Consider the following 22,637-nt stretch of genomic DNA (forward strand, 5'->3'; position numbering starts at 1 on the left):
CGCACCCTTTCTGTTCAATCGAGCATGACCCGGAAGAACCGCTCCGGACGATGGAAGTCCGGAGGATCGGGAGCTTCGTTCCACCAGGGCAGGAGCCCGGGAGACCCCTCGCAGGAAGAAGCACAGCACTGGAACGGCAGCACCCCTCCGCCACCCTTCTCCGGCTCTATGAACGGGCCGAGCAACCCGTAGGTGAAGGTCATCCCGAAGTGTCCGTCCCCGAACTCCACCACAACCCTATCTCTCCAATGCTCTCCTGACGGCCGCTCCTGTCCCGGAGTCCGACGGCGTGGACCCTCAAACCGGATGGCGAGCCACTGCCCGGAAGGCGAGGCCTCGAATTCCAGATAGGGGCCATTGCCGCCGCCGATGAACAGCTCTGAAGCCCCATATTCCCAGAGCCTGTCCATGAAGCCATCCGCATCCGGACCATTCTCCGGCGTTGCCATGAACCCTTCCGGCAACGGAGAGGACGTGCTCCAGCGGATGAACGGCCGGTCGCATGCAATGGCGGCATGGGCGAGCGGCATCAGCTGCTCCAGGCGCACCTCAATCCCGGAAGGAAACGCCATCTCACGGCCGGGGTAACCAGTCAGGGGCCCCCGGAGAAGAACCCTCGGAAAGCTGCCTGAACGGGCGCCTTCGGCTTCAGCCATACCGGGGCCGTCAAGAATGCCGGACCATCCGTAGCCGGAGTCATCCCGGTCGACATCAAAGGCCACCCCGCAACGCTGGAGCAGCTCTACGGGGAACCGGCCGATGCATTCAAGCTCAAGCTGAAGCTGTATCCCCTCATGCTCTAAAGCAGCAGCCCGCATCCGTCCTGCAAGGCGAAGCACGTCGGCAGCAGTGGCGTCTTTTTCATTGAAAATGAAGTTGGCATGGTGAGGGCTGACGGCCGCACCGCCCTCACTGGCACCCTTGAAGCCGAGCTCTTCGAATATCCTGCCGCAGGGGCGGCCGGCATCGTAATTGTTCCTGAACACCGAGCCACAGCTCGGGAAATCGAAGTGATGTTTCTGGAGGCGCTCACCGAGATGGCCTTGCATCCGCGCCTCGATCTCCTCCGGCGTGCCGAATCCCCCGAACCGGAGCAGGACGCCGAGCACGATTCCCGGTATATGCATGAGGGAGGTCTCTTTGTAGCCATGAAACACCTCTTCGGGCTGAAGAAAGGTGAGGGTCCCGGATGGTGAGAGGACGAAAACACCGGCCGTCACGGCCGATATTTCACCACCGAAACAGCGGGCGTTCATCCTCACCGTTCCGCCGATGCGGCCGGGAAGACGGTAGAGCCACTCTCCGCCGCTGATGCCCAGCCGGAGCAGTTCCTGAGCAACAGCAGTGTTCTCGGCACCCGCCTCCACGAAGAGTTCGAGGGGGCCGGTACGCCAGATGCGCTGCATCCCCTCAAGGGAAAGGACGGTACCCTGAAAATCATCATCGGCGAACAGCGTATTGCTGCCGCTGCCCTGCACAGCAAGCCGAAGACCCTCACCCCGGTTCCAGCGGACGAGGTCGGCACATTCGGCCGGCGAGGAGGGAAACACCATGAACCGTGCCCTGCCCCCGATACCGTAGTACGCTCTGGAGTGCAGCGGCACATCGGCTTCATACCGGCATGGAGGAGTGGGGTGGCTCATCTCTGGAGGATAGGTTCACATGGTTGGTGCGCCCTCTGGCGCAGGCACTACCTGAACAGTAACATACAAAGAGGGAACGGGTTTCTCAAGGGTCCCGCCCTCTGATTTCATGGAGCACCGATAGCAGTAGTTCCGCCTATGACCCCGGCACAGTGGAGTGATAGACGACGGCATCGTTTTCGCTTGTTGCGTTCAGGATACGCCGGGCCTCTTCTGCTTCATCCGCCGTCCCTTCTGCCATGACAAGGAAATGCCCCTCACGGAGTGCAGCTTCATACCGGCTTGTGCACTCCTTGGGAATGCCGATGCTGAAGAGCGCCGCACCGACAGCGCTGAGGCCGCCGACCACAAGCTCCCGCTCAAGCGCGGAGAGGATCAGCTCCACGATAGGGCCGAACAGCATCACATGGCCGATGCCGGGCACAAAGAATGAGGCCGAAGCGGAAAACTGGCGGGAAAGTCCCTGCCAGAAGGCTTCGAGCTTCCCGCACGCCCTCAGCTGTTCACCGATGCGGTAGAGACCTGACACATGCGCCCCATGAGGGGAATCCAGGCCGATAAGGGAAAGCTTGCCAAGATCGAAACCGGATGCGCTGAGCTCTTCGATGGCCTTTTCAGCCGTGAGATGCTCAAGAAACACCCCTGTCGTCACATTTCTCCGCTCCATTCCATTCCTCCCTCTGTCTCTCTGAACGTTAGACAAGCTACAGCTTCAGTATATAGGGGGAGTAGACTACGCCAGCATATCACAGTGAACGGAGCGCATGCCGCTCAAGGCTCCGCTCCAGCATTTCAGCCCTTCACAAGGACACGCTCTTCAATCGGCGAAAACGACTTTTCACCGGGCCAATGCTTGACGCTACCGTAAACCAGCTGTGAGAGGAGACGCCATGAAGGAGCGATGCCCCATTCACGATGCACCGCCTCATCGATAAGCGGATTGTAATGCTGGAGCGAAGCGCCGCATCCCTCATCCTCAAGCGCGGTCCATACGATGTACTGCGCCATGCCCGAAGTCTGGAGAGAAAACAGGGGGAACTGAGCGGCATAAAGCGGATAGCTGGTACTGAGGCCATCGATCACCGCCTGGTCCTCAAAAAACATCACGGTTCCGGCACCGGCACGAAACCCTGCAATTTTTTCCTCAGTTGCCGGAAAAGACTCTTCGGGAACAACTCCGCGCAGGATATCCAGGACAATATCCCAGAGCCTCCGGTGTGCATCAGGCTTCAGCACCACAGCACGGGAGCTCTGCGAATTGAAGGTAGAAGGGGTATGGAGTATGGCGTGATGGACAATAGCTACCACACGGTCGTGCTCAACCGCCACTGCGGCGCCGATGTCATAAACCGAGCGGCGGTGCCGGACGGCCTCGAGAAAATCCCGTTTCATGCTCATTGCTCTCCCGCTGGCTTCTGGTTAATAAAACGTAACCGATAAAAATCATGAACGCATGAAACGCCCCTCCCGTTCCGGGCGCGCGGGCAGGAACCGTTCATTGTGTATATTCCAAAAAAAAGAGAACGATGCGCCTCAACCACCCTGCAACCATTTCCAGAACCACATGCCTAGCTTGAAAGCACTCCTCCTCGCGCTGCTTGCAGCCCCACTGCTGTCGGCATCGGTGCCGCACCGTGAGCCGGACGCCATAAACAACAACGAAAAAGGATCCCTTCGGGTACAGATCATGGGACTCGCCAGCACAGAGGGCATCATCGGAGCCGCCATCTACACCTCGAAGCAAGGATTCCCCGACAAACCCGAGCGGGCCTATCTCTCCAAAGCAATGAAGCTGCAGGGTTCATCCCCGGTCTTTGAATTCAGGAACATCCCATATGGCACTTACGCCGTAAGCATCCTGCATGATGAAAACGGCAACGGGAAAATGGACAAGACCTTCATCGGCATCCCCAAGGAAGGTTTCGGGGTCTCCAACAACCCTGCCATCGGATACGGCCCTCCGAGTTTCAAAGAGGCACGATTCGAAATAACCGCCAAAGAAGTTGAAGTGCGGGTCGCGATGAACTATCTTGAAAGAATGAAAGGTTCAATGAACAACAGCAACGCCAATAACGGCAGCATACAGCAAAAGGACCACAGATGAAACGGAACCACACGTCCCCCTTCATGCTTCTCGTCTCGGGATCCTTCCTCCTCGGATGCAATCCTACGGTAAGGGTCGAAGCACCCGACAAACCGATCGTGATCAACATGAACATCAAAATCGATCATGAGATCCGCGTCAAGGTCGACAGGGAGCTCGACTCGCTGCTTGACAACAAACAGGGACTATTCTAAACCGGAGAACCAGCACGATGAAAACGAAATCGATCTTCTCTCTCGCCATCCTCTCTTTTATGATGCTGCTGATGGCACTGGCCGCACCAGCTTCAGCACTTGACCTCGATACGGCTCGCTCCAGCGGACTTGCCGGCGAAGTCGACACCGGCCTGCTTGCCATACCTCCAGGCGCAGCTCAGGATGCTGCCACCCTCATCAGAGACATCAACAACCAGCGCCGGGCTGAATACGCCCGTGTGGCGGCCCAGAACAACCTCGCGCTCGATGTCGTTGGCTCAATGATGTTCCAGAAGATCTACAGCCGGCTTCCGGCAGGCACATGGATCCAGATCAAGGGTGAATGGAAGAAAAAAACACCCTGACCGCTTCCCGTGAAATGGCTGCTGCGCATCATACCCCTGCTCCTGCTGCTGCCGCTGCTCTTTTTGGCGGCAGCATGGGTCTTCTTTCCGCAGATTGCCCCCGCCCTTCTCCGTTCCGCTCTTGAAGCACCGGGACGCCGTATAGAGATAGCCGGCCTCTCCCGGCCCGGCTTCAACTCTGTAGGCTGCCATGCCCTCACGGCCGATGTTGAGGTACCGCCGGGTCCCTGCACCCCTGACACCGCCGCCACCCTCTACCATGCAACCATCATCAGGCCGCAGTTGCGATGGGATACCGATCTTTCGAAGCTCCTCGCCACGGGAAAAGCCACCATCACCCTTCGCCTCACTGCTGACAGCCTGCAGTTCGGGCCAAGCTCCGGAGCATTCAGTTATTCCGATACCGACCCTCTTGCCGGCGTGGAGATGAGCATCTCGCTGAATGGTTTCAATGCACCGGCATTCACCCCGCTTGCCGCCTCGTATGTGATCGATGATGCCGCCCTCGAGGCCGGCGGATTCAAGGCCAGGGGCATCAGCGTCCCGCTCAGGGCCTCGGCCGACCGGGAATGGGTGCCGGAAAAGGCCGACATCAGCATCCGGAGCCTCGAAAACAAAACCGGTCCGTTGCCCGTTACCGCCATCCGGGCATCCCTCATCGCTCTGCCCGACAGCAGCAACCATTGCACCCTCACCCTCAACCGCTCTTCCCTGGAACTCTTCGGCATGAAGGCCTCGACCGACACGCTTGCCTACGATATGCTCCGGAAGCGGGCCGCATTCCAGCTCGATATCGAAAACGCCGATCTTATCCGCCTGCAGGGCACCAAAGCGGGCAACCGGGAAAAGCCTTTTGCCACCGGAGTGCTCCACGGAAGCATTCCGGTCGTCTACGCCGACTCTGTCCTGAGGGTAGAGGGAGCCTTCATCTCGGCCTCCAAACCCCTTGCACTCCATTGGTACGACCGCACCGTGCAGGAGTGGCTGTCGATAGAATTGGGGACGGGTCCCGTCCTCAGGAAGCTCAAGGCCCAAATAGCCGTCGGCGGCCCGGAGGGAACCGAACTTACATCCCTCTCGGCAGGAATGCTTCAGGGAACCCTCAAGGCAAAAACCGCCAGAACTCCCGCCCCGTCCGGCAGGAAACCCATCATCGTGGGGATTGAGGGCGTCGATGCCCTGCAGACGGTCAAATTCCACGGAGCCTATAAAGGAGCACTCAAAGGCCGTATCTACGGTACGGTACCTGTCACTCTTGAAAAAACGGGGTTTGCCATCCGGAACGGAACCCTCCGCTCAGAGGGAGGAGGAACCATCTCAATCAGAGACCCGAAAACCGGGATAGAAGCCTCCTATGCGTTCACTGAACCAACGGCGCGCTTCACCCGTTACCCGACCGGTGCCCTTACCCTCGATTTCAGCATGAGAGAGCTCACTCGCAAGGCAGAAGGCGGCGAACTGCTCCTCACTCACCCGGCAGGCAGAGCCTTGCTGTGGAGCGATCCGGCGTCCCCCGACATGGTACGCCTTACGAACTTCAGTGCAGGATTTTTCAACTCCACCCTCAGCATAACCGATGCACGCTACGATATGCTGACCGGCAGCGGGAACACCGTGCTGCATTTCAGCAGCCTCCCGCTGCAGAAACTGCTGGACCTGCAGGGCACGAAAAAGCTCTATGCAACCGGCACCCTTCAAGGCGACATACCCGTCAGGATGGATAAAGAGACCATCGCCATCAAGGACGGTGGGCTGCGCGCCGAAGAATCCGGGCAGATCATCTATGCCACCACCCCCGAGGAACGGGCAGCCGCCAACCCAGGACTCAGGACAACCTATGAGGCACTCACCAACTTCCTCTACATCCAGCTCGCCTCATCGCTTGACATGGCTCCTGACGGCGAGTCACTCTTAACAGTCCAGCTGAAAGGCAATAACCCAGAATACCAGGGCGGGCGCCCGGTTGAAATCAACCTCACCATCCGCCAGAACCTCCTCTCCCTCCTGAAAAGCCTGAGCATTGCCTCCGACATCGAGCGCTCTATTTCTGAAAAAGCGCTCCGACCTGAGAAATAAGCAGCCGCCACGCCTGCTTTCCTACCTCCCTGTACAAGCGCACCACATTCCTACATTTCCGTAGCTTTAAACACTACAGGCACACGTCCAACAAAGCCGTAGGACATTGCCATACAGTGACTTAACAAACATATTGATTCCGGCACGGTTATTGCAATTGATTACTGCAGATACTTCTGCCATTGCTGCATTTTTCAGTTCACCAATCAGGAATACCCATAGCATCATGACGACCAGAACCATGCAACCATGCAGCACCCCGTACGGAGGACTTGAAGGGATCGAGTTCCGTGAGCTTGCCTCAAACAGCAGAATGGACGGCGGCTTCATTACCGGCCCTCAGACGCTCAAGACACCATTCGGCGACATGGTCCCCCAGTTTGAAACGGAAGACATGGGGCGCCGTACCCTTAAACCGCTCTGCTTCTACAAGGACGGAACACCGAAAGCCATCCCCCTGCAGACCCGGACCATGCTCAAGACCCCTATCGGGCATCTCCCGGCCGAACTCTTGACTTTTTATCCCTCCGGTGCGCTCAAAAGGGTGTTTCCGCTCGACGGGAAGCTCAGCGGGTTCTGGTCGTGGCAGAACGAGCTGAAGCTTGCCGAAAAGCTCAGCTTCGACTCACCGCAGGGAGCGCTGAACGCCAAGGTGATTGCATTCCGCTTCTATGAAAGCGGTGCCCTGAAAAGCCTCACCCTCTGGCCCGGAGAATCCATCACCATCATGACGCCTCTTGGTATGATCACAGCAAGAAAAGGGGTGTCATTTTATGAAAACGGGTCGGTCAGGTCCCTTGAGCCCCTGAAAAAGACCGTGCTCGAAACACCGATCGGCGACATGAGGGCCTACGACAGCGAACCCAACGGCATCCACGGCGACACCAACTCCCTGCAGTTTGCGCCGGACGGCAGCATCAAGGGCATCAGCACGGTGGACGAAGCCATTGAGGTGAGCATTGAGGGTGTGCTCGAAGTGTTCCGTCCCGGGCTGAAGAACAATGTCTGCGGTGACGAGCGGAAGGTGAAGGTTCCGATGCATGTCCTGTTCAGGGGGGAGCGCGTTTTCATCAACAGCGAGGAGGGGGAAGGCTTCAGTGTCGAAACATGCCGGGCGATTGGGCTTGAGGCCCTCAGCGGCGCCGACGAGCCGTCCTACTCCTGCGGAGGCTGAGCGGCTGAGGTTCCGGCAAGCCACCCTGTGGAAAAAGCCGCCTGCAGGTTATAGCCGCCGATTTCACCGGTGTAGTCGAGCACTTCACCGGCGAAGTACAGCCCCGGGACCAGTCGCGACTCCATCGTTTTCGGGTTCACCTCACCAAGCACAACCCCGCCGGCTGACACCTCTCCCTGCTCCATCGGCACCTTCGCCACCGGCCCCAGCGGGAACCGCTTCAGCACCGAGAGCAGGGATTGCCGGGTTTTCTTCTGCAACCCGCCCCAGACCACCTCGTCTCCAATGCCTGCGTGAGGGAGGATACAGCCTACAAACGCGGTCGGGATGGTGCCGTGCGGGTGGTTCCCGCCAGCAATCCTTCCGCCGGGTGCAATCGGACAGGACTGCAGGAACTTGCGCACCATCTGGCTGCCGTTACGCGCTGCATGAAGGAGCAGCTCCTCCTCCAGTGCGCTCACCTCATGGGAGGGGAACAGATCTGCCGTCATCATGCATGACCCGGTGGTCTGCATGATGCGTGCAACATCGCGTGAAATCGAGAGCGCCGCCGGTCCGCTGAGGCCGCGATGGGTAAAGAGCACGTCCCCGTTCCGGGAACTCTTCTCTTTACCCGAAGAGGCATGAATGGTAACGGAGCGGAGAGCAATACCGGAGAGCTCACTGCCGGGAGGATTGATGAGGTAGAGGGGTGCGAGTGCCGGGGAGACAGGGGTCTTTGTATGACCGAGCGACACGGCAAGCCGGATGCCGTCCCCTGTCGTACCGAGCTGCGGCCATGAAGCGCCGCCGGTGGCGATGATGAGCCGTTCCGCACTGAAGATGCCGCCCTCCGTCTCCAGCTCAAACATCCCGCTCTTCCTGCTGACTCTGGTTACTCTTGAGCCATAGATCATGAGGGTGCCGGCACGCTTCAGCATCCGGCTGAGGGCCTCGGCAACCGCATCGGCATCGCCTCGCTCTGTAAACACCTTCCCGTCCGGTCGTGCCTCAAGCCCGACCCCTTCGGCCTCCATCAGGGCAATGATGTCCTCGTTGGTGAAGCTGTGGAGGGCATGGCGGAGAAAGCGGCGTTCATTCATCCTGAGAAAACCCTCCTCAAGAATGGCCTCTACCGGTCCGGCGTGGGTAAGGTTGCATTTCCCGCCGCCGGATATCCTGATTTTCTCACCGGTACGACGGTTGCGCTCAAACACCATGACGGAACGTTCGGCCTTCGAAATGCCCCCCTGAGCCGGTGCCCTCAATGCAGCAACAGCTGCCGCCATGCCTGAGGCTCCGCCGCCGATGATGGCTACTCTGCAGTGCTTCACGTCCGCTCCCTGACGCGGACACCATCGCGAAGAACTGGTGACGGGTGCAGAATGACCCTGGCACCAACGTCAATACCCTCCAGCAGTTCCGCCTCATGGGTTCCCATAAGCCCGATCCTGACCGGTTTTTCAGCGGCCCGGCCGCCTTCCGCCACGAACACATGCCACCGGTTTCCGGCGCGAAAGAGCGCACTCCGGGGGATTTTCAGGCAGTGCTCCCGCCGCTCCACCTCAATCCGCGCCTGCACCCGGTAGTTGTCGCCAAGAGCCGGTTCGGCAGAGAGAAGAACGGCAATGACGTTCACCCGTTTCTCCTCCACGCCGAGAGCGGAGAGTGTCGTTCTTGCAGCTGGCTCCACCCTCATGACTCTGGCGGCAAGGATGGAGGGCCCTCCCCAGCCGGTGATTTCGACAGGGTTTCCGGGACGGACAAGAACCGCATCGCTGGAGAGAAGATCGATGATGATTTCAAGCGACATGGGATCGCCGATATCAAGCAGCGGGGTGCCGGCCTGCAGGGTGCGCTCGCTTTTTTCATGGATGACGAGAACCCGGCCATCGACAGGCGAGAGCACATGAAGAGGCCTTGATGCGACTGAGGGATCAATGACCGCTCGTGCTCTGCCTAAACGGAAGCGGGCGGCTTCAGCCGCGGCAGCAGCCGACTGCAGTTCTCTCTGCAGCATGGCCGAGTCGTTCTGCGCCCCCTCGAATGCTTCCTTCGATACAGCACCCTCGCCGTACAGGTTCCGATAGCGCAGGGCGCGAAGAGCCGCTTCGCCGGCATTGACCGCAGCCTTTTTTTTACGGGCGAGCGATTCATCGAGCGCTGAGGCTGCAGCCCGGGCGCTGAAAGCCGCCTCCCGCTCCTGCAGGGCGTCAAGCGCCGGTGGAAGGACAGTGGCGGCAATGTCTCCTCTACGGAGGGAATCCCCCTCCTCAAGCGTGATACGCAGAAGCCGTCCGGTTATCGGGGCTGCAACCCGGTAGCGCTCACCTACACGGGCGGTTCCCTCATCTTCAATCGTGGCCTGCAGAAGACCCGGGGAGACTGGAGCGGTATCAACAGAAACCGGAGCAGGCCGGAAGAGGGCGTACAGCAGAAACGCCACACCAATGAGCCCTAGAATCGTGAAGAGCCGATTCTTTGAAGGCAGCTGAAAATGTTTCCGGCCGGAAGCGTGCATGCTGTTGAGAATCATTCCCTTGTTTTGAGGACCGCCACAAGATCAAGCCGCTGCAGTCTGCGCCATATTGCAAAACCCGACAGCATTGACACCGATATGACGACAAGATAGGCAAAAAGAACGTTCCACACCGTAAACACCAGGGGCATCCGGTAAAGATCCGAGTTCAGTGAACGGGCAAGAAGGATAGAGAGCAGGATTCCGAGGAGATAGCCGGGGATAAGGGCCCCGAGGGTTATGACGGCCTGCTCGCCAAGCAGGATAAAGGAGATCTCCCCCTTCGTCATTCCGAGTATCCGCAGCCCTGCCAGTTCGCGGGAGCGTTCTGAAAGGGAAATCCTGGCCCCGTTGTATACGACGGCAAACGCAAGCACACAGGCAAATACCGTCAGGATAATGGTTGAGGTCATCATGCTCCGCTCGATCAGTTCGTCGAAACTCTTCCGGAGGGCTTTGAGGAGCATGATGCCGCCGACGCCGGGCATCTGCTTGAAATCGGCGTAGCGGGCTTCCATTTCTGCTGGATCTATCTTCAGGAGCGCACCGTTCACCACGCCGTCGTCTCCGGCAAGGCGGTTGAGCCCTTCAAGCTGCATGTAGGCGCTGAGCCCGAGGATTTCATCAATCGTCCCTGCCACCAGGACATTTCCGGAACGCTGTCTGCCATGGAGAAGATCGACCCGGAGGGTGTCGCCCGCCTCGACGCCGAGAGCCGAGGCAAGCTCTGTGGTCAACAGCATGCCGTCCGGAGGCACCGTCCTTGAAAGCCCCCTGCTGTCGACAAGACGCTGGAGGCCGCCCCTGAAGGGAAGCCCGCGGATCGACTGCCGTTTCGAGCGGTGCCGGAAGCTCAGCCGCGCAGGCTCCTCCCGGTAGTACTCATCCTGAAGCACCCCCTCACCACTCTTGAGGGAGGATGCGATGGAGGGCGGCATAGGATTATTGAAGAGGAGCGTGACATCTTCACGGTGTTTTTCACCGAACTCGACATGCACCATCCATTTCGTTGCATCGTAGGCGTAGCGACCGGCAAACAGTATGGCGACTGCGAGGGCCACCATAGCCAGAGAAAGCGTGCTCTTCCATGGATGACGCTCGAGGTTCCTGACAATGATCTTCACCGGAACCGGCATCCGTCCGAAAAACCGGAGCCGGTCCAGCAACCCCTCACGGTACAGCGCCGGCGACTCCGGACGCATTGCCTCGGCTGGAGGAAGTGCGGTGACACGCCGTACCGATGAGGCGGCGCCAAGAAGCGCTGCGGCAAAGCTCAAGACGACAGCCAGCAGCAGGTCAGCCGGACGGAACAGATAGAGCGGATCGGGGAAATTATAATACTCAGAATAGATCCTCATCAAGCCTCTGCCGAGAAAGACACCCCCAACAGCACCGCCAAGCACGCCAGCCGCAGCGGGAAGAAGGGCAAAGCCGAGATAATGCAGACCGATCTCCCGCCCCCGGTACCCCATTGCCTTCAGGACGCCGATCTCCTCGCGCTGGAGGTTGACCATGCGGGAAAGAATGATGTTGAGAAGAAACACGGCAGCCAGAAGGAACACAGCAGGAAGAAAAGTCACCTGGACGGCAACCTGGCGGATCTCGTCGGAGATGAAGCGGTCGGAGATCTGTTCATCCCGGCCATATGCACCAAGCGAACCGTAGCGGCCGAGCAGCCTGTCGAGCTCCATCTTCACATCCTCCTTTGAAGCATCCCGCTCCAAAGCAACCGACAGGTCGTTGAACGCCCCGCTCATGTCGAGGGCCGACTCCATTGCAGTACGACCCATCCAGAGCACACCGAAATGCCGGCTGTCGGGAAAGAACGCCCCCGGCTGTACCTCGTAGACATACTCCGGCGAAAGACCAGTCCCGACAATCCTGAGTTCTTTCAACCGACCGTTGATCACCACCCGGATCCTATCTCCCGGCTTGAGTCCGTTGGCCTCCATGAATGGCCTGCTGGCCACAACCTCGTTAAGAGATCGGGGTTCGATGTACCGGCCTGCAACAACGGCAATCGCATTGAGCGATGCCTCCCCGCTGCGCTCCGGGATGGAGATCAGCCGGGCTGTTGCGGGTTCAGGAAGGCCCGGAACATCAAGCGTCACGTCGGCTACCACCCTCGATGTCACAAAGCGCACTCCGGGCACAGCGGACACTGCACCCTCCATATACCCCGGGGCCCGCTTCAGCTGCATGAACACATCGGCGAACCGGTACCTGGCGTAGTAAGCCTCCAGCGTGGCTTCAAGCGAATACTTCACGCTCCGCATCGACACAAAAACCGCTATGCCGCAGGCCACCACAGCGGCGACTGCCGCCATCTGCGTAAGGCCACGGCGAAGCCCGAAGAGGAGTTTGTGGTTCAGGGTATGCATCTCTCGAGCTACCATGAGAGTTCGGAAGGATCGAGACGCGTTTCGTTCCGGTAGTCCTCCGAGACCTCCCCGCTTCGCATCCGGATAACCCTGTGGGCCATACCGGCAATCGAAGCATTATGGGTGATGAGGAGCACCGTTGTCCGCAGTTCAGCGTTCACCATCCGGAGTACCTCCAGAACAATCTTTCCGGTCTGGAAATCGAGTGCTCCGGTGGGTTCGTCGCAGAGCAGCAGCCGGGGCCGTTTGGCTACAGCCCTCGCAATAGCCACCCTCTGCTGCTCCCCTCCTGAAAGCTGAGCTGGAAAATGCTGCATCCGTTCACCAAGACCAACAAGCCGAAGCGCATCCACTGCATCCATCGGATCAAGGGCGATGTCGGTGACGAGCTGCACGTTCTCAAGTGCAGAAAGGCTCGGGATCAGGTTGTAGAACTGGAAAACGAACCCGATGGAATGGCGGCGGTATTCAGTCAGTTCAGCTTCGGAAGCCGTAGAGAGGTTCCGATCGCCGAACAGCAGGGTTCCGGATGAGGGCGTATCAAGGCCGCCGATGATGTTCAGGAGGGTGGATTTCCCGCTTCCCGAAGCGCCGAGCAGCACGACAAGCTCCCCTTCAGCAATGCTGAGGGAAACATTACGGAGAGCCTCAACACTTACCTCGCCCATCGGATATGATTTGCCAATCGAGTCAAGGGTGAGGATGATCCCCCGATCCCTGTCCGGGAGGTTCTCTGCTATGTCCATCTCTGTGCGGATTATGATGTTCTGTCATAATTCTTCAACAGACTCCGCATGCATTTCATTTCCCGGGGGGAGAGGGATGAGGAAAACAAACGTTATTTTAGGATGACAGCCAGAAAAACCGATCCGTCAGTTCAAGAAGAGACCCCTCCGCCATGCATGTCAATATATACCTGCTCTCTATCATCATATTCATTCTCGGCCTCCTTACCGGAGCACTCGCGCTCTTCTTCACCGGGAGGAAGCACCGGGCTCCCTCAAGAGGCAAAGTCGGCATAGGGCCATCAAGCGTAGCAGGGCGCGGGGCGTTCGCCCTGGAAAAAATCAATGAAGGAGAGGTGCTCGAACGGTGCCCGGCTCTCGAGGTGACGGAGAGCGATGTGGGAGGGGAACTCGTGAACTATGTCTTTTACGGAAACACCGAGCGCTCGCGGCTCGTCGTGATGGGCTATGGGATGCTCTTCAACCACTCCTTCGAACCCAATGTCGCCTACTGGCTCGACGATACGGCAACAGGCCCTGAACTGGTGCTCTATGCACTCCGGACGATCAGCAAGGGAGAGGAACTCTTCTACAACTACGGAAAAGAGTGGTGGAGCACCAGGCAGGAAGCTGTGTAGGCTCCCCTGCCCGGCCATCTCCATAGGAAGAGGGTCTATACGCCCGAAGTCCTCAGCAGCCTTCCGAGCTTGCTGAACCGGTAGTAATGCGCCCAGCCGTGCTTCAGCCAGTGCCCGAAAAGGGGCATGGGAAAAAAGATCTCCTTGATGCCGTCCGCATAGACGAAGCCGGCTCCGTTGCCGATGTCCATGACACAGAGGATGTTCAGGTGCTCCCTGTAGCCTTTCAGCGCCCCCTCGCGGCCCTGAATGACAATTGACGCGTTGTGTGCGGCGTTGACAGCCATGGTTTCAGCAAGATGCCCCTGCTTGGCCTTCCAGTCAGGGCCCTCGAGCGCGGCCGAGTCACCGATTGCGTACCACCCTTCGATGCCGTCAATACGGCAGTAATCGTCAATCATAATGAAGCCTGACGGGTTCAGCGGAAGATTCGACTCCTTGATGACCCGGTGGCCGTCAAGCGCGGAGATGAACATGGTGAAATCGCTCTCCAGACGGCTGCCGTCCTCGAACATGACCCCGCCCTCGTCAAAGCCAGTGATTTTCTTCCCGTACCGTGTCTTGAACCCGTTATCCCTGAACATGCCGTCCATCGCCTCAAGCGCCTTCCTGCCCATTCTGGCTCCCGGCTGCGGCATCGGGGCGAAAAAGGTCATCTCATAGCGGTCACGGATGCCGAGCTTCTTCAGCTTGTGGTGCAGGTTGAAGAAAAGCTCGAAGGCCGGTCCGCCGCGCACCGCGCTCTTATCCTTTGGATTGCCCCCGAACCCGAAAGCGATCTTTCCGCTCCCCTTTGCGATAATGGCATCGACCCGCTCTTTCAGGTAGAGTGAGTTCTGCGGGCTTGCGCAGATGGAGCGGGCATGCTCCATGCCGGGGTACTGGATCTTTGCGGCGCCGAGCGCCACGACCACAGCGTCCGTTCCACTCCGCTCCCCGCCTTTTTCAAGCCACACCCTGCGGCTCTCCGCGTCAATGGCCGTGACTCGGTCGATGGTCAGGGTGAAGCCGTGACGCCGGGCCAGTTTTTTGAGCGGGATGGACGCGTCGCTGTATTTCAAGGTTCCGACCGGTATCCATATCGATATGGGAAAAATGAACAGGTGGTCTCGGTCTGATACCAGTTCAACGGAGAATCCCTTCTTGCGGAACGCAATTGCCGCTTCAGCGCCGGCAATGCCTCCGCCGAGTATGAGCACACTCTTTATGTTCTTCACTGCATTATGCTGTTTGTCGTGATAATATGCATGCCTGAGGGGCACGGAGTGACGACATTATAAGCATATGCCAATAATTATGAAACAATAATTCGGAAACTGTTTTCTAACGCTTCATGTCAGTCTATGGAGGAGCAGCGCCCACGGCGTACCATGGGGCGGCCGCAGTCGGGGCAGTCAAGGGTCCGGCAGGGTGTGCCGTTATGGTGCGGTATTTCGGTCCCGCAGTGGAGGCAGACACAGATTCCCGGCTCGTCAGGCTCGCCGTTTGGATCCTGCGGCTGGATGTGGCCGCCCTCGATGCAGATTGAATGACCCTCGACGAGCGCCAGAGCAACCTTACGATGTGCAGAGTCCAGGATACGGCCGAAGGTCTGGCGGGATACCTTCATGAGGCCGGCAGCTTCGGCATGGTAGAGGCCGAGTTTGTCAGCAAGACGGATGGCCTCGAGTTCGTCAAGCGTGATCACCACGTCTTTCAGCCGTGAGGGAGACACGCCCTCCGGCTTGAAGCAGGTTGCCCTCGGCTTGCCGACGACACAGCGGCACAGGACCGGCCTGCCGGGGCGGACGGGTTTTCTCCGGCTGCGGCTTTCGCTCCCTTCTCCCATCACTCCTCGGTGCATATACTGCCGGAAACCATTGCGGTTGCCGTACGGATGATGAGAAAAAGCACGACAATGGCCAGAAAGGCGAGCTCAAAAAACGCAATGCTCCGGAAAAAAGGGTTTTCAGTGAGGGAGAACATTTTCACGGAAGCCAGCACCCTCGCTGCGATCGGAAAAGAGTACGCCCACCAGGAGAGGTGGAACTCCAGCCGTGAAAGCGAAGGGAGACGGAAGAGCAGAAGGACGAAGAGGTAGAGGGAAAAGTAATAGAGAATGCGGGCGAATGCATCAAGCTGGCCGCCGTTCAGGCTGAGATAGGCGAGAAAGCCGAGTGCCGGAGGGGCAAAGAGGATGAAGAGGGTCGGCATGAACCGCTCGGGAATGGAGGCATGGAAGATCATCCGGTTCATGACGATGACAAAGAGGGCGATCCAGAACACCAGGCCGAGAGAAAAGAAAAACCAGGAGAGCTCGAGGTTCCCGAGCCTTACGCCCGAAAGCGGAACAATGATGGAGCCCATGATCGGAATGAACCAGGCCGGAGTCATGTGGCTGATCCGGTAATGAGGTTCAGACATCCAGCTGGAAATGATGGCGACAGACGAGGCGAACTGCAGAAAGACTCCGACCATGAAGAAATAGCGGGCCGTCTCGATGTCGCGGACAAGAAACACCGCCGAAAAGATGAGAAGAACGATTGCCGGCAGAGGAAAGAAATTGATCAGGACAGGATGGCCCCACTCAAGAGCAACTTCTCCCGGATGCAGGAGGGATTTCAGGAGGTAGGCCACTACGGAGAGCCCGCCGATGGCAAGCGTGAGGTAGAGCAGCCAGTCGGAAGGAAGAGATCCCATACCGGCCAGCGGCATGCTCCGCTGCACGGCCAGCGTGAAGCCGGCCATGCCGAGGACCAGCGAAAAGAATGTTACAGGGAAATGCCGGAGTCGCTGGATCTTTTCCATAGCAGAGAGTGTCCTGCGTTCAGGTTAAAAAAGGCAGCCCGACCCTCAGGAGCCGGCGACCGAAGTCGAAAGCTCGAACACCGGAGGATCCTGGATATGCTTCTTCACCGCGCAGAGGTTCGCCGCATTGATGACCGCATCGCGGTACTTCTCCGGGAAATCGGCCGGAAGCTGGATATCAATGGCAATTTTCCCGATGCCGCGACCACTCTCTTTGGGGAAATGGGACTGCACGATACGGATGTTATCGGTCGGAATGTCGCGCTGCTGACAGAAGGAGTAGACGTATATGCCGGCACAGGTGCCGATGGAAGCAAGGAAGAGCGCGAACGGCTCTGGAGCCGATCCCTCGCCGCCGCCATTCGGGGACTGGTCGGTATGAATGGTGAAGCCTTTGAACTCGGCATTGACCTTCTTGCCGCCGCCGAACGAAATGATCATATCGTTGCCCATGATGTAAGATAGAAATAAGGGTGTAAGGAGATGCTCTGAAACAGATCCCGGCCAAAAGGGGGGATGCCTATTATAAGCATATGCTCATGTAGAACCAAATGCAGAAATCCGCCCGGCCCGAAACCTCAACGCAGCATGAAATAAAGTCCGCCAGCCGTCCATACGGCTATTTCCGTCACCTCGCTGACCGCCCCGAGAACGTCTCCGGTGACTCCACCAATTTTCTTACTGGAGAGCCAGCCGATGAAGAGGGTTGAGGCAAGAGACGCTCCTGTAACAATGACAACAGCCCCCGGGGTGCTTTTCAGGACGAAGACGATGATCAAAAGGGCTGAGAGGGAGGAAACAACGGCATGCTTGCGGCCCGCCCCCACAACAAACCCCTCCGCCGTGCCCCCGCCGCTGCGGGCGTAAGGAAGCGCAACGGCAAGCGCCACCTGAGCCGTGCGCGCAAGCACCACGCCAGCAATAACCCAGTCGAAGGCACCGAACGAAAGAAGCTGTTCAAGGGCAACCCACTTGAAGAGCAGGAGAGAGCCAAGACCCAGAGCACCGAACGAGCCGACATTGGGATCTTTCATGATCCTGAGGGCCGAATCGCGGTCGCGCCCGCCCCAGAATCCGTCAAACATGTCTGCAAGGCCGTCGGCATGCATGCCACGGGTAACCACAAGGCCGGAGACAACCATCAGCGCAGCACCGAATCGGTCCCATCCCGCCAGGTATCCGATCCAGCCGGACCCGGCCACGAAGAGGCCGAGCAGCAGGCCGACAGCAGGAAACCAGTAGAGGGCAGAGCTGAACGACCGGGCCTCTCTGCCCGGAACCGGAAACACGGAGAGCGTCCTTAGTGCAGTAACAAGACCCGTCACAAGACCATTAAGCATCCTCTTACTCCCCCTCTTTTCCGGCTACGCAGGCAGAGCTGAACGTTGCCATTTCGTTGTATATCCGTATTGCCCCCTCGATCACATGCATGGCAAGCGCACCGCCCGTTCCCTCGCCGAGTCGAAGGTCGAGATCGAGAATCGGTCGAACTCCCTGCGACTCCATCACCGTTCTATGGCCCTGCTCGTTGGAGAGATGGCTGAAGAACAGGTACCCGGACGAGGCCGGACAGAGCTTCATTGCAGCAACGGCTCCTGCCGTTGAGATGAAGCCGTCGACCACGACCGGAAGCCGGACTGAAGCGGCACCGAGGATGAAGCCTGCGATGCCGGCGATTTCAAACCCGCCGAGCGCAGCTAGCGTCCCTAGCGGTGTTCCACAATGTAGCTGATTGATCTCAATGGCGCGCCTGATCACCGTTTTTTTATGCTCCAGGCGCTGGTCGTCTATTCCGGTTCCCCTTCCGGCGATCGTCTCCGGCGCTATACCGAGAAGCACAGCATAGAGCGCGGTTGCCGGCGTCGTATTGGCAATGCCCATCTCCCCTGTTCCAAGCAGGTGGTAACCGGCCTCATGGGCGGAGAGGGCTATGCCGGCTCCCGCCATAAGGGCAATAAGGGTCTCGGCTTCCGTCATTGCAGGCCCTTCGGCAATGTTCCGGGTGCCGCGCCCGACCTTCCGCTGAACGAGGCCCTCAGTCTCAGGGAAATCATGGTTCACGCCCATGTCGACCACGTCGAGATCTGCTCCAGAATGGCTGGCGAGGACATTGATGGCCGCTCCGCCGGAGAGCATGTTGTAGACCATCTGGGGTGTCACCTCGGCCGGAAACGCCGAGACACCCTCTATAGCGACGCCGTGGTCGCCGGCGAAACAGCAGATCTTTTTCTTTGTGAGCACCGGCTTCAGGCATCCGGTAGCCCGGACGAACTGCAGGGCAATCTCCTCCAGACGGCCGAGGCTCCCACGGGGTTTGGTAAGGTCGTCGAGATGCGCCTGTGCGGCCTCCGTAAGAGTGCCGTCAACCGGCTGGACCGCATCGATGAGGGTCTGGAACTGTTTCTGCATGGAGGGTGTGTCAGAAAAAAGGTTGCGCAATGATGAGGGTTTGGTCATTTCAGTTTAAGCGGCAGCCCGCTGGCCAGGAGCCATGCTTCATCGCTCCGGGAGGCAACACGCTGATTGATGATGCCTGCCATGTCGCGGAACCTGCGGGCCATGGCGTTTTCGGGCACAATGCCCATGCCCGTTTCATTGGTGACGATGACCAGGGAACAGGGCGGCTGCAGGAGGACTTCAAGGAGGGCATCAATTTCCGCCGAGATGGCCGGTTCATCGTCACCGAAACGGTGCATGAGATTCCCGGTCCATACCGTGAGGCAGTCAAGCAGCACCACATCGGTCTCCTCTGGGACATTTTTCAGTGCACGGGCTATCTGAACCGGCTCCTCAATGGTCTTGAACGCCGAACCGCGTTCCTCCCGGTGGCGGCCGATGCGCCTCTGCATCTCAATATCGAACGGTTCGGCCGTAGCAAGAAACACCCTCCGCCGATGCTGCATGGCAAGCCTCAAGGCAAAGGTGCTCTTGCCGCTCCGGGCTCCGCCCGTCACAAAGACAATCTTTGTCGGTTTATCCGTCATGCCCGCCTCCTCCTTGTGTCAAACAGGCTGCATGAATCAAGGAAGTCAGCCTCAGAAAAGATTTCCATGGTAAAGACCCGCTCAAGGTCGGGATGTGTTTTGAGTCTCTCCATCACCATGTCGAGAATCGTGGCATCAAGGTGGCGGAGCGAGACATGGTCGCGCCCTTCCAGCACCCCATGCACATGCAGCACCCTCGCCCGGTGCAGGTAACGGTCGAAATACTCAGCGGCCGGGAACCCGCAGAGCATCATATGGCCGACGTCAAGCGTCACCGAGAGACCGAGGTCATCGACCACCGGCCAGATGTGTTCGTAGGGATAGTTGAGGGTTTCGACCGAAAACTCGCTGGCAGAAGCATCCGTGGAGGAGAGCAGGCGTGAGGCAGAAGCGCGGAACGCATCGGCGAAGCGCATGAGGGCTGACTGGTCAAAGGTGTTGACGTCAACACCCTTTCCCGCTTCAGCATGCACCACATAGGCCGAACGCGGCAGATCGGCCGTGAGTTCGACGATGCGCATGCACTTCGCTACCGAGCGCTCCCTCTCATCCCTGTCCCTGTGGCCAAGATAGGCGTCGAGCGGCAGATGGACCGAGTATGTGAGGTCATCTTCTGCGGCAAACTCAATAAGACGCCGCATATCGTCGGCCGTTGGCAGGTTCGAGAACTCGTCGGACTCGAAGAGGACGAGTTCTATGTCGTCCACCCGCTTTCTGAGATACTCCACATTAGGGATGATCGCATCCGGAATGATGTAGGAAGTGGTCCCGAAGCGGCAGGGGAATGCATGCTGTGATGCCATCGGTATCAGGTTGGTTGCTGTTGCTGCAGTTTCATGATGAGCTCGTGCATCGTCTGCCACGACAGGGCGCCTCTTGCCGTCATATCGGCAGCGAGGCGGCTGGCGGCTTTATACTCCGTATAGTCCCGATCTTCAAGGCCCCGGGCGATGAACACCCGCAGGCCCTGGCGCAGTGCTTCGTCTGCGATCTGAAGGTTGACCAGGTTGCCTGAACCGAAAGGCACATGGGTGATGATCAGGGCATCGGCTTCGGCCACCATCCCGCGGGCTTTATCTGCCGCCTCCTGCCCGACCGCTGAAAAAGGCTGTTCAAGCACTGCGGGGATGGAAAGCGCCCGGGCCGCTTCGGCATCGGAATCAAGCTGGTTGAGCACACCCGTCGTAACGCCGAACCCCTCGAGAACCAGGCGACGGTAGAGCTCGATGCCGCTGCCCCCGCCGGCGACCACATGGGTACGGATTGCAGGGCTGCCGCTCATCTTTCGCCCTTCAAGGTTCCCCGTCACCTGGAGTGAACCCGTAAAGGGGTCCGGACGGACCTGGAGTTCGCAGTCATACACCCGGCCGAGCAGGTCTGGGCGAAGGACTTCGTGCGGCGCCCCGTCGGCGGCAAGCCGGCCCTCATACATGAGGAGCAGGCGGTCGGAGACGGAGGCTGAAAGCGTGAGGTCATGGCTGACGAGCACGATCGTCAGCTGCTGTTCGCGATTCAGGTTGAGCAGGATCTGCAGCACCTCGTTGCGGTGATTGATGTCGAGATGGGAGATCGACTCGTCGAGCATGATGATGCGCGGCTCCTGCGCCAGCACCATGGCAAGCGCAACGCGCTGCTGCTCGCCGCCGCTGAGTTCCCCGAAATACCGGTTGCGGAGATCGAGAACGTCCGTGTAGATCATGGCGCGCTCGACAAGGTCGTGGTCATGGGGGGAGAGGCGGCCGAGCAGCCCCATAGACCCGACACGGCCGTTCATCACGATTTCAGCGACGCTGAACGCCATCGGAGCATCAAGCTTCTGCGGCACCACCCCGAGCAGCGATGCGCGCAAAGAGGGCCGGAGAGTACAGACATCCTGTCCGAATAACTCGACCGACCCGGCAACAGGCTTTACAAGGGCCGCAGCAGTCTTCAGAAGGGTGCTTTTGCCGCTACCGTTGGGGCCGATGAGGGAGACGAACTCCCCTTCCCTGACAGCAAAACTCACCCCGTCGAGCACACGGCGGTGGCTGTAGCCGGCAGTTACGTCCCTGAATGTCAGTGCTTCGCCTGCCATCTCAGCTGATCCAGGCCTGTTTCATCCGCTTCTGGAGGATAATGAGGAAAAATGGGCCTCCGGCAAGCGCAGTGACGACCCCGACAGGTATTTCGACAGGAGCGATGAGGGTACGGGCGAGAGCATCGCACATGACGAGAAATACCCCGCCACCCAATGCTGAGAGCGGAATCAGCTTCCGGTGGTCGGGTCCGAACGAGGCCCGGACCACATGCGGCACGATGAGCCCGACAAACCCTATCATGCCTGACAGAGAAACTGCGGTGGCTGCAAGCAGGGTTGCAAGCAGCAGGCCGAGAACGATGATGAGCCGTGCATTGATACCCTGGTAGTGCGCCATGTCGCGACCGAGCACGAGGGCATTCAGCGGCCGCGACAGCACCCAGGAGCCGATGAGGCCGATCGAGACCAGAAGGGACGCAGCGAGCTGCTGTGAAGATGAAGCGGGTTGAAGACTTCCGAGCATCCACCAGATGACATTGTGCAGTCCTTCCACGCTTGCACTCGAAACCAGAAACATGATGATGCTCGAGCATATGGCGCTGACGATTACTCCCGCAAGAATCAGGCTGTAGACCGATGGCTGGCCGCCTGTGCCCTGGCTGGCGATTGCGTAGACGAGGATGAGGGTCAAGACGGCGGACACAAAAGCGATGACCGGAAGGCTGAAGGGAAGAGCAAGAGAGGCCCCGGCCAGGATGCTGATTGTGGCGCCGAGCCCCGCCCCGCCGCTCACGCCGAGTACGTAAGGCTCTGCCAGAGGGTTGCGGAGCAGTGCCTGAAAGACCACGCCGGAAGCCGAGAGAGCGGCACCGGTCATGAGCCCCATCAGGAGTCGGCTGAAGCGAAGCGACAGGATGGCATTGCCTGAAGGGGTCTGGAGGTCGGGAATGCCGATGCCGGAAGGCCCCAGGAGGAGCGAGAGCACGAGAAGGAGAGGAACGGCAGCAAGAAAGGCCACCACCCGCAACCGCCGGGGCTTCCGGGCCGTGAAC

23 protein-coding genes are annotated in these 22,637 nt (G+C 59.0%); 6 read left to right on the plus strand and 17 right to left on the minus strand.

Annotated features, from left to right (window positions below; all coding sequences use genetic code 11):
- Positions 1-14: 14 nt before the first annotated feature.
- From murB to PLUT_RS05820, 3 genes are all read right to left on the minus strand, one after another.
- Positions 15-1,643 carry a UDP-N-acetylmuramate dehydrogenase gene (murB, locus tag PLUT_RS05810; RefSeq protein ID WP_011357848.1) on the minus strand — a complete coding sequence of 543 codons (1,629 nt, stop codon included), beginning with the start codon at positions 1,641-1,643 and terminating at the stop codon, positions 15-17.
- Between the two features lie 136 nt (positions 1,644-1,779).
- Complete coding sequence (locus PLUT_RS05815) at positions 1,780-2,310, minus strand: hypothetical protein (protein WP_011357849.1); 531 nt, start codon at positions 2,308-2,310, stop codon at positions 1,780-1,782.
- Between the two features lie 125 nt (positions 2,311-2,435).
- Positions 2,436-3,035 (minus strand): nitroreductase family protein, encoded by a 600-nt coding sequence (locus PLUT_RS05820; RefSeq protein WP_203415257.1) that lies wholly within the window; start codon positions 3,033-3,035, stop codon positions 2,436-2,438.
- Between the two features lie 172 nt (positions 3,036-3,207).
- On the opposite strand from PLUT_RS05820, the gene PLUT_RS05825 reads away from it, so the two are divergent.
- The 5 genes from PLUT_RS05825 (at position 3,208) to PLUT_RS05845 (ending at position 7,556) form a co-directional block, all read left to right on the plus strand.
- Positions 3,208-3,747 (plus strand): DUF2141 domain-containing protein, encoded by a 540-nt coding sequence (locus PLUT_RS05825; protein WP_011357851.1) that lies wholly within the window; start codon positions 3,208-3,210, stop codon positions 3,745-3,747.
- Entirely contained in the window at positions 3,744-3,941 is a 198-nt protein-coding gene (locus tag PLUT_RS05830) for a YnbE family lipoprotein (protein WP_011357852.1), read from the plus strand. Before PLUT_RS05825 ends, PLUT_RS05830 begins: the two co-directional genes overlap by 4 nt.
- A gap of 17 nt (positions 3,942-3,958) precedes the next feature.
- Positions 3,959-4,306 (plus strand): YdbL family protein, encoded by a 348-nt coding sequence (locus PLUT_RS05835; protein WP_011357853.1) that lies wholly within the window; start codon positions 3,959-3,961, stop codon positions 4,304-4,306.
- A gap of 9 nt (positions 4,307-4,315) precedes the next feature.
- Entirely contained in the window at positions 4,316-6,382 is a 2,067-nt protein-coding gene (locus PLUT_RS05840) for an intermembrane phospholipid transport protein YdbH family protein (protein WP_011357854.1), read from the plus strand.
- A gap of 226 nt (positions 6,383-6,608) precedes the next feature.
- Positions 6,609-7,556, plus strand: a complete 948-nt coding sequence (locus PLUT_RS05845) for a hypothetical protein (RefSeq protein ID WP_011357855.1) — start codon at positions 6,609-6,611, stop codon at positions 7,554-7,556.
- Here the strand turns inward: PLUT_RS05845 and PLUT_RS05850 are convergent.
- Genes PLUT_RS05850 through PLUT_RS05865 form a run of 4 tightly spaced genes read right to left on the minus strand, consistent with a single transcriptional unit; the run spans position 7,538 to position 13,180 of the window.
- Positions 7,538-8,869, minus strand: a complete 1,332-nt coding sequence (locus PLUT_RS05850) for an NAD(P)/FAD-dependent oxidoreductase (protein WP_011357856.1) — start codon at positions 8,867-8,869, stop codon at positions 7,538-7,540. The two genes, PLUT_RS05845 and PLUT_RS05850, sit on opposite strands and share 19 nt — an antisense overlap.
- Positions 8,866-10,071: an efflux RND transporter periplasmic adaptor subunit gene (locus PLUT_RS05855; protein WP_011357857.1), complete on the minus strand. Its 1,206-nt coding sequence runs from the start codon at positions 10,069-10,071 to the stop codon at positions 8,866-8,868. Before PLUT_RS05855 ends, PLUT_RS05850 begins: the two co-directional genes overlap by 4 nt.
- Entirely contained in the window at positions 10,068-12,449 is a 2,382-nt protein-coding gene (locus tag PLUT_RS05860) for an ABC transporter permease (RefSeq protein ID WP_011357858.1), read from the minus strand. Before PLUT_RS05860 ends, PLUT_RS05855 begins: the two co-directional genes overlap by 4 nt.
- The gene (locus PLUT_RS05865; protein WP_011357859.1) at positions 12,443-13,180 is read right to left on the minus strand and encodes an ABC transporter ATP-binding protein; all 738 of its coding nucleotides are present in this window, start codon (positions 13,178-13,180) and stop codon (positions 12,443-12,445) included. Before PLUT_RS05865 ends, PLUT_RS05860 begins: the two co-directional genes overlap by 7 nt.
- A gap of 152 nt (positions 13,181-13,332) precedes the next feature.
- Here PLUT_RS05865 and PLUT_RS05870 point away from each other — a divergent pair, with 152 nt between their 5' ends.
- The gene (locus PLUT_RS05870; protein WP_011357860.1) at positions 13,333-13,797 is read left to right on the plus strand and encodes an SET domain-containing protein-lysine N-methyltransferase; all 465 of its coding nucleotides are present in this window, start codon (positions 13,333-13,335) and stop codon (positions 13,795-13,797) included.
- 35 nt (positions 13,798-13,832) lie between these two features.
- Here PLUT_RS05870 and PLUT_RS05875 read toward each other — a convergent pair whose 3' ends face one another.
- The 10 genes from PLUT_RS05875 to PLUT_RS05920 all read right to left on the minus strand — a co-directional run bounded on the left by PLUT_RS05875 (position 13,833) and on the right by PLUT_RS05920 (position 22,612).
- A complete protein-coding gene (locus tag PLUT_RS05875) occupies positions 13,833-15,005 on the minus strand; it encodes an NAD(P)/FAD-dependent oxidoreductase (protein ID WP_041464105.1) in 1,173 nt (390 codons plus the stop codon).
- Between the two features lie 128 nt (positions 15,006-15,133).
- On the minus strand, positions 15,134-15,640 hold the full coding sequence (locus PLUT_RS05880; RefSeq protein ID WP_238974556.1) for a DUF134 domain-containing protein: 507 nt from the start codon (positions 15,638-15,640) through the stop codon (positions 15,134-15,136).
- Positions 15,625-16,584 (minus strand): SLAC1 anion channel family protein, encoded by a 960-nt coding sequence (locus PLUT_RS05885; protein ID WP_011357863.1) that lies wholly within the window; start codon positions 16,582-16,584, stop codon positions 15,625-15,627. The genes PLUT_RS05880 and PLUT_RS05885 overlap by 16 nt, the downstream gene beginning before the upstream one ends.
- Positions 16,585-16,629: 45 nt before the next feature.
- Positions 16,630-17,037, minus strand: a complete 408-nt coding sequence (locus PLUT_RS05890; RefSeq protein WP_011357864.1) for an OsmC family protein — start codon at positions 17,035-17,037, stop codon at positions 16,630-16,632.
- A gap of 125 nt (positions 17,038-17,162) precedes the next feature.
- Complete coding sequence (locus PLUT_RS05895) at positions 17,163-17,924, minus strand: adenosylcobinamide-GDP ribazoletransferase (RefSeq protein ID WP_011357865.1); 762 nt, start codon at positions 17,922-17,924, stop codon at positions 17,163-17,165.
- Between the two features lie 4 nt (positions 17,925-17,928).
- Positions 17,929-18,993, minus strand: coding sequence for a nicotinate-nucleotide--dimethylbenzimidazole phosphoribosyltransferase (gene cobT / locus PLUT_RS05900; RefSeq protein ID WP_041463836.1), 1,065 nt, complete (start codon positions 18,991-18,993; stop codon positions 17,929-17,931).
- Between the two features lie 44 nt (positions 18,994-19,037).
- Positions 19,038-19,568: a bifunctional adenosylcobinamide kinase/adenosylcobinamide-phosphate guanylyltransferase gene (gene cobU / locus PLUT_RS05905; protein ID WP_011357867.1), complete on the minus strand. Its 531-nt coding sequence runs from the start codon at positions 19,566-19,568 to the stop codon at positions 19,038-19,040.
- Positions 19,565-20,371, minus strand: a complete 807-nt coding sequence (gene cbiR, locus PLUT_RS05910; protein ID WP_011357868.1) for a cobamide remodeling phosphodiesterase CbiR — start codon at positions 20,369-20,371, stop codon at positions 19,565-19,567. Before cbiR ends, cobU begins: the two co-directional genes overlap by 4 nt.
- 5 nt (positions 20,372-20,376) lie before the next feature.
- On the minus strand, positions 20,377-21,642 hold the full coding sequence (locus PLUT_RS05915; RefSeq protein ID WP_011357869.1) for an ABC transporter ATP-binding protein: 1,266 nt from the start codon (positions 21,640-21,642) through the stop codon (positions 20,377-20,379).
- A gap of 1 nt (position 21,643) precedes the next feature.
- On the minus strand, positions 21,644-22,612 hold the full coding sequence (locus PLUT_RS05920; RefSeq protein WP_011357870.1) for a FecCD family ABC transporter permease: 969 nt from the start codon (positions 22,610-22,612) through the stop codon (positions 21,644-21,646).
- Positions 22,613-22,637: the final 25 nt, after the last annotated feature.

The sequence above is a fragment of the Pelodictyon luteolum DSM 273 genome (assembly GCF_000012485.1).
In the GTDB taxonomy this organism is placed as follows: domain Bacteria; phylum Bacteroidota; class Chlorobiia; order Chlorobiales; family Chlorobiaceae; genus Chlorobium; species Chlorobium luteolum.

Bases quoted from the DNA above. Each gene is read 5' to 3' on its own strand.
- murB (WP_011357848.1), bottom strand. From the start codon at position 1,643: ATGAGCCACCCCACTCCTCCATGCCGGTATGAAGCCGATGTGCCGCTG.
- PLUT_RS05815 (WP_011357849.1), bottom strand. From the start codon at position 2,310: ATGGAGCGGAGAAATGTGACGACAGGGGTGTTTCTTGAGCATCTCACG.
- PLUT_RS05820 (WP_203415257.1), bottom strand. From the start codon at position 3,035: ATGAAACGGGATTTTCTCGAGGCCGTCCGGCACCGCCGCTCGGTTTAT.
- PLUT_RS05825 (WP_011357851.1), top strand. From the start codon at position 3,208: ATGCCTAGCTTGAAAGCACTCCTCCTCGCGCTGCTTGCAGCCCCACTG.
- PLUT_RS05830 (WP_011357852.1), top strand. From the start codon at position 3,744: ATGAAACGGAACCACACGTCCCCCTTCATGCTTCTCGTCTCGGGATCC.
- PLUT_RS05835 (WP_011357853.1), top strand. From the start codon at position 3,959: ATGAAAACGAAATCGATCTTCTCTCTCGCCATCCTCTCTTTTATGATG.
- PLUT_RS05845 (WP_011357855.1), top strand. From the start codon at position 6,609: ATGACGACCAGAACCATGCAACCATGCAGCACCCCGTACGGAGGACTT.
- PLUT_RS05855 (WP_011357857.1), bottom strand. From the start codon at position 10,071: ATGATTCTCAACAGCATGCACGCTTCCGGCCGGAAACATTTTCAGCTG.
- PLUT_RS05860 (WP_011357858.1), bottom strand. From the start codon at position 12,449: ATGGTAGCTCGAGAGATGCATACCCTGAACCACAAACTCCTCTTCGGG.
- PLUT_RS05865 (WP_011357859.1), bottom strand. From the start codon at position 13,180: ATGGACATAGCAGAGAACCTCCCGGACAGGGATCGGGGGATCATCCTC.
- PLUT_RS05870 (WP_011357860.1), top strand. From the start codon at position 13,333: ATGCATGTCAATATATACCTGCTCTCTATCATCATATTCATTCTCGGC.
- PLUT_RS05880 (WP_238974556.1), bottom strand. From the start codon at position 15,640: ATGCACCGAGGAGTGATGGGAGAAGGGAGCGAAAGCCGCAGCCGGAGA.
- PLUT_RS05885 (WP_011357863.1), bottom strand. From the start codon at position 16,584: ATGGAAAAGATCCAGCGACTCCGGCATTTCCCTGTAACATTCTTTTCG.
- PLUT_RS05890 (WP_011357864.1), bottom strand. From the start codon at position 17,037: ATGGGCAACGATATGATCATTTCGTTCGGCGGCGGCAAGAAGGTCAAT.
- PLUT_RS05895 (WP_011357865.1), bottom strand. From the start codon at position 17,924: ATGCTTAATGGTCTTGTGACGGGTCTTGTTACTGCACTAAGGACGCTC.
- cobT (WP_041463836.1), bottom strand. From the start codon at position 18,993: ATGCAGAAACAGTTCCAGACCCTCATCGATGCGGTCCAGCCGGTTGAC.
- cobU (WP_011357867.1), bottom strand. From the start codon at position 19,568: ATGACGGATAAACCGACAAAGATTGTCTTTGTGACGGGCGGAGCCCGG.
- cbiR (WP_011357868.1), bottom strand. From the start codon at position 20,371: ATGGCATCACAGCATGCATTCCCCTGCCGCTTCGGGACCACTTCCTAC.
- PLUT_RS05915 (WP_011357869.1), bottom strand. From the start codon at position 21,642: ATGGCAGGCGAAGCACTGACATTCAGGGACGTAACTGCCGGCTACAGC.